Source organism: Prosthecobacter sp. (assembly GCF_044373815.1).
Taxonomy (GTDB): domain Bacteria; phylum Verrucomicrobiota; class Verrucomicrobiia; order Verrucomicrobiales; family Verrucomicrobiaceae; genus Prosthecobacter.
Window position 1 is genome coordinate 1 of the sequence record NZ_JBIPNG010000673.1, and the last position, 2774, is coordinate 2774.

3 protein-coding genes are annotated in these 2774 nt (G+C 61.9%); 1 reads left to right on the forward strand and 2 read right to left on the reverse strand.

Translation table 11 applies throughout. The annotated features are described in order from the left end of the window. Positions 1–271 precede the first annotated feature (271 nt). Positions 272–544, forward strand: coding sequence for a hypothetical protein (locus tag ACIREA_RS30075; protein WP_397386006.1), 273 nt, complete (start codon positions 272–274; stop codon positions 542–544). A gap of 234 nt (positions 545–778) precedes the next feature. Here ACIREA_RS30075 and accD read toward each other — a convergent pair whose 3' ends face one another. Together accD and ACIREA_RS30085 are read right to left on the reverse strand one after the other, a co-directional pair. Further along, positions 779–1615, reverse strand: a complete 837-nt coding sequence (accD, locus tag ACIREA_RS30080) for an acetyl-CoA carboxylase, carboxyltransferase subunit beta (protein WP_397386007.1) — start codon at positions 1613–1615, stop codon at positions 779–781. A gap of 144 nt (positions 1616–1759) precedes the next feature. Continuing rightward, a complete protein-coding gene (locus ACIREA_RS30085) occupies positions 1760–2542 on the reverse strand; it encodes a double zinc ribbon domain-containing protein (RefSeq protein WP_397386008.1) in 783 nt (260 codons plus the stop codon). Positions 2543–2774: the final 232 nt, after the last annotated feature.

The window sequence follows — 2774 nt, forward strand, 5'->3', positions numbered from 1 at the left end:
CGCCAAAGGCATCAGCATCGCCCCCGGCCACCTCTTCTCCCCCGAGCCCCGCTACACCCACTGCATCCGCATCTCATGCGGCCTCCCCTGGTCCCCCCGCCTCGCCGCCGCCATCCACACCCTCGGCACCCTCGCCAAACGCCAAGCTCAGTAAATCCTCCCTCCACCGCCTCTTCCCCAACCACCGCATACGTCTGTACCGGTCTGTACCGCCCCCCTTTCCCCCCATCTGTATCTACCCACATTGTCAGCCCGTGAGAAGGTTCTCCCCATGAACGCCCACCTCACGCTCGCTCCCGCGCTCGCCGTCATGTCCCCCGAAGGCCTCCTCGGCCTCAAAATCATCGGCATCATCGGCATCATCGGCCTGATCATCCTCATTCCCCTCGGCGTGCTCCTCTACCGCAACCAAGACCGCTTGTTTGGCCGCTCCACCGACACCCCCAGCGAAACCAGCGGCTCCCTCACCTACGGCCTCGCCCAGACCTGGCTCGTCTACGTCGGCCTCATCCACCTCACCCTCTGGCTCACCTTCGGCCTGTAAGTTGCCCAGTTGCGCCGCAACTGGCCTCCCAACTTCCTGCACTTTTTTCTCCGCTCGCCCAGCCATTCACTCCACCGGATTGGATGGAAGCGCCAGCGGCAGGGGCAACCGCAGCACAACGCACTGGATTGACCTCACCTCCAGATTCGCTTCCACGCTTGAGGCCGCGAATGGTTCGCAGCACCAGCTAAACGACATACGGGTGAACAGGCCCGCAGGGCCTTGCGAGGCGGGCTATTTCGCTCCCACCATGTACCGCAGCACCTTCGCCAGCGTCCCCCGCATGTCCTTGCGGTCCACGATCATGTCCACCAGCCCGTGCTGCATCATGAACTCGGCCGTTTGGAACCCGGGCGGCAGATCCGCATGCGTGGTTTCCTTCACCACACGAGGACCAGCAAAACCGATCATGCACTTCGGCTCGGCAATGATCAGATCTCCCAGCGTCGCGAAACTGGCGGTGACACCACCCGTCGTCGGGTGCGTGAGCACAGAAATATAGGGCAGGCGCGCCTCGGAATGCCGGGCCAGCGCTCCGCTCGTCTTCGCCATCTGCATCAAGCTCAGAATGCCCTCATGCATACGGGCGCCGCCCGAGGCTGAAAACACAATGACCGGCTTGCGCTCCGCCGTGGCGGCTTCAATCGCGCGAGTGATCTTTTCACCCACCACGCTGCCCATGCTGGCGCCCAGGAAACGGAAATCCATGATCGCCACCAAAACGGGAATCCCCTCAATCACGGCACGACCGGTGACGACAGCCTCGGTAAGCCCGGTCTTCGCCTGATAGGCCTTCACCTTGTCCAGATAGCCTTTGAAGCCCAGGGCGTTCACGGAGTCCAGGCTCTTGTCCATCTCCACAAAGCTGCCTTCGTCCACCAGACTGGCGATGCGCTCGTCTGAAGCGATGGTGAAGTGGTAGCCACAGCTCGTGCAGACTCGGAGGTTTTTGGCCAGCGCCTGCTCAAAGAGGCTCTCATTGCACGAAGGGCACTTCGTCCAAAGGCCTTCCGGCATGTCGCGTTTCTTTTCGCCTAAATCGTCAACGTTGCGTTTTTTGAAAAATCCCATGGTAGGTCAGTCGGTATAGGCATCCGGCATCATCAGACCTAAAGGTGCGCCTCCTCGAATTGCATGTCGCAGGAGTTGCAGGGAGGCAAAGCCACCCGGCGTTCACACTGTCAGGCCCGGCAAAAGTCGGACGCGGGGCCGATCCTAGCCGCGTGTTGTCGTGATGACCACCACTTTTTCTGCTCCCCCCACCCGCCGGAGAACCCGCGCGCACTCGCTCGTCGTCGCCCCCGTGGTGAAAACATCGTCCACCAGCAGGATGCTTCGCCCCTTCAGCTCAGTGGGACGCTGCCAGCGCCTTGGCTGCCGCACCGCAAACGCGCCGCGCAGGTTTTTCAGCCGCTCCTCCCGGCTCAGCCCCGCCTGCTGATCCGTCTCCCGCGTGCGCACCAGCGCCTTCGCCGCCGGTATCCCCGTCAGCCACGACAGCCTCCCGCACAGCTCCCAGCTCTGATTGAACTCCCGCTCCACTTCCCGGCTGCGATGCAGCGGCACCGGCACCAGCAGCCACTCCCCCAGATTTTCCCCTGCCAGTCGTGGCTCCTCCAAAACACGCAGCATCAGCGTCGCCAGCGCCCCGCGCAGATGCAGGCGGCGCTCATACTTAAACTGGTGAATCAGCTCCCGCATCACCCCCTCCGCATGGCAGGCCGCTACGGCAAACTCAAATTCCAGCCGCCGCCCGCTGCAGTTTCCACACCGAAACTCCTGCGTAATCGCCCCCTCATAGACCTCCCCGCACACATTGCAGTAAGGCGCCTCCACCAGCGGCAGCGCATCCGCGCAGCCCCCGCAAAACCACCCATCTTCCACCGGCGCCCTGCACACACAGCACAGCCTCGGATACACCAGATCCACCCACGCCCGCCACACCGGCTGCAGCAGCCGCAACAGGCGAGAAGGAGCAGGCGGACCAGGAAACGACATAAAACAGCTCAGTTCGAATCAACAACACCAGCACCAAGAAACCACCACAAACAACAGCAAATCCCCGCTCCTCATCACCATTCAACGTCCCATTTCAGTGGTCCCATACCCCAGTCTCAAAAATCTTTTACCCCCAATCTTTTACCAGCCAGGTCTCCTCATCTCCTCAGCAACCCCAAACTCCCCCGCCCCCTCTTCCCAAACAAGCGTTCAGGTACCGTCAACAAACGTA

Coding starts and splice junctions, on each gene's coding strand:
- ACIREA_RS30085 (WP_397386008.1), bottom strand. CDS start 2,542: ATGTCGTTTCCTGGTCCGCCTGCTCCTTCTCGCCTGTTGCGGCTGCTG.
- accD (WP_397386007.1), bottom strand. CDS start 1,615: ATGGGATTTTTCAAAAAACGCAACGTTGACGATTTAGGCGAAAAGAAA.
- ACIREA_RS30075 (WP_397386006.1), top strand. CDS start 272: ATGAACGCCCACCTCACGCTCGCTCCCGCGCTCGCCGTCATGTCCCCC.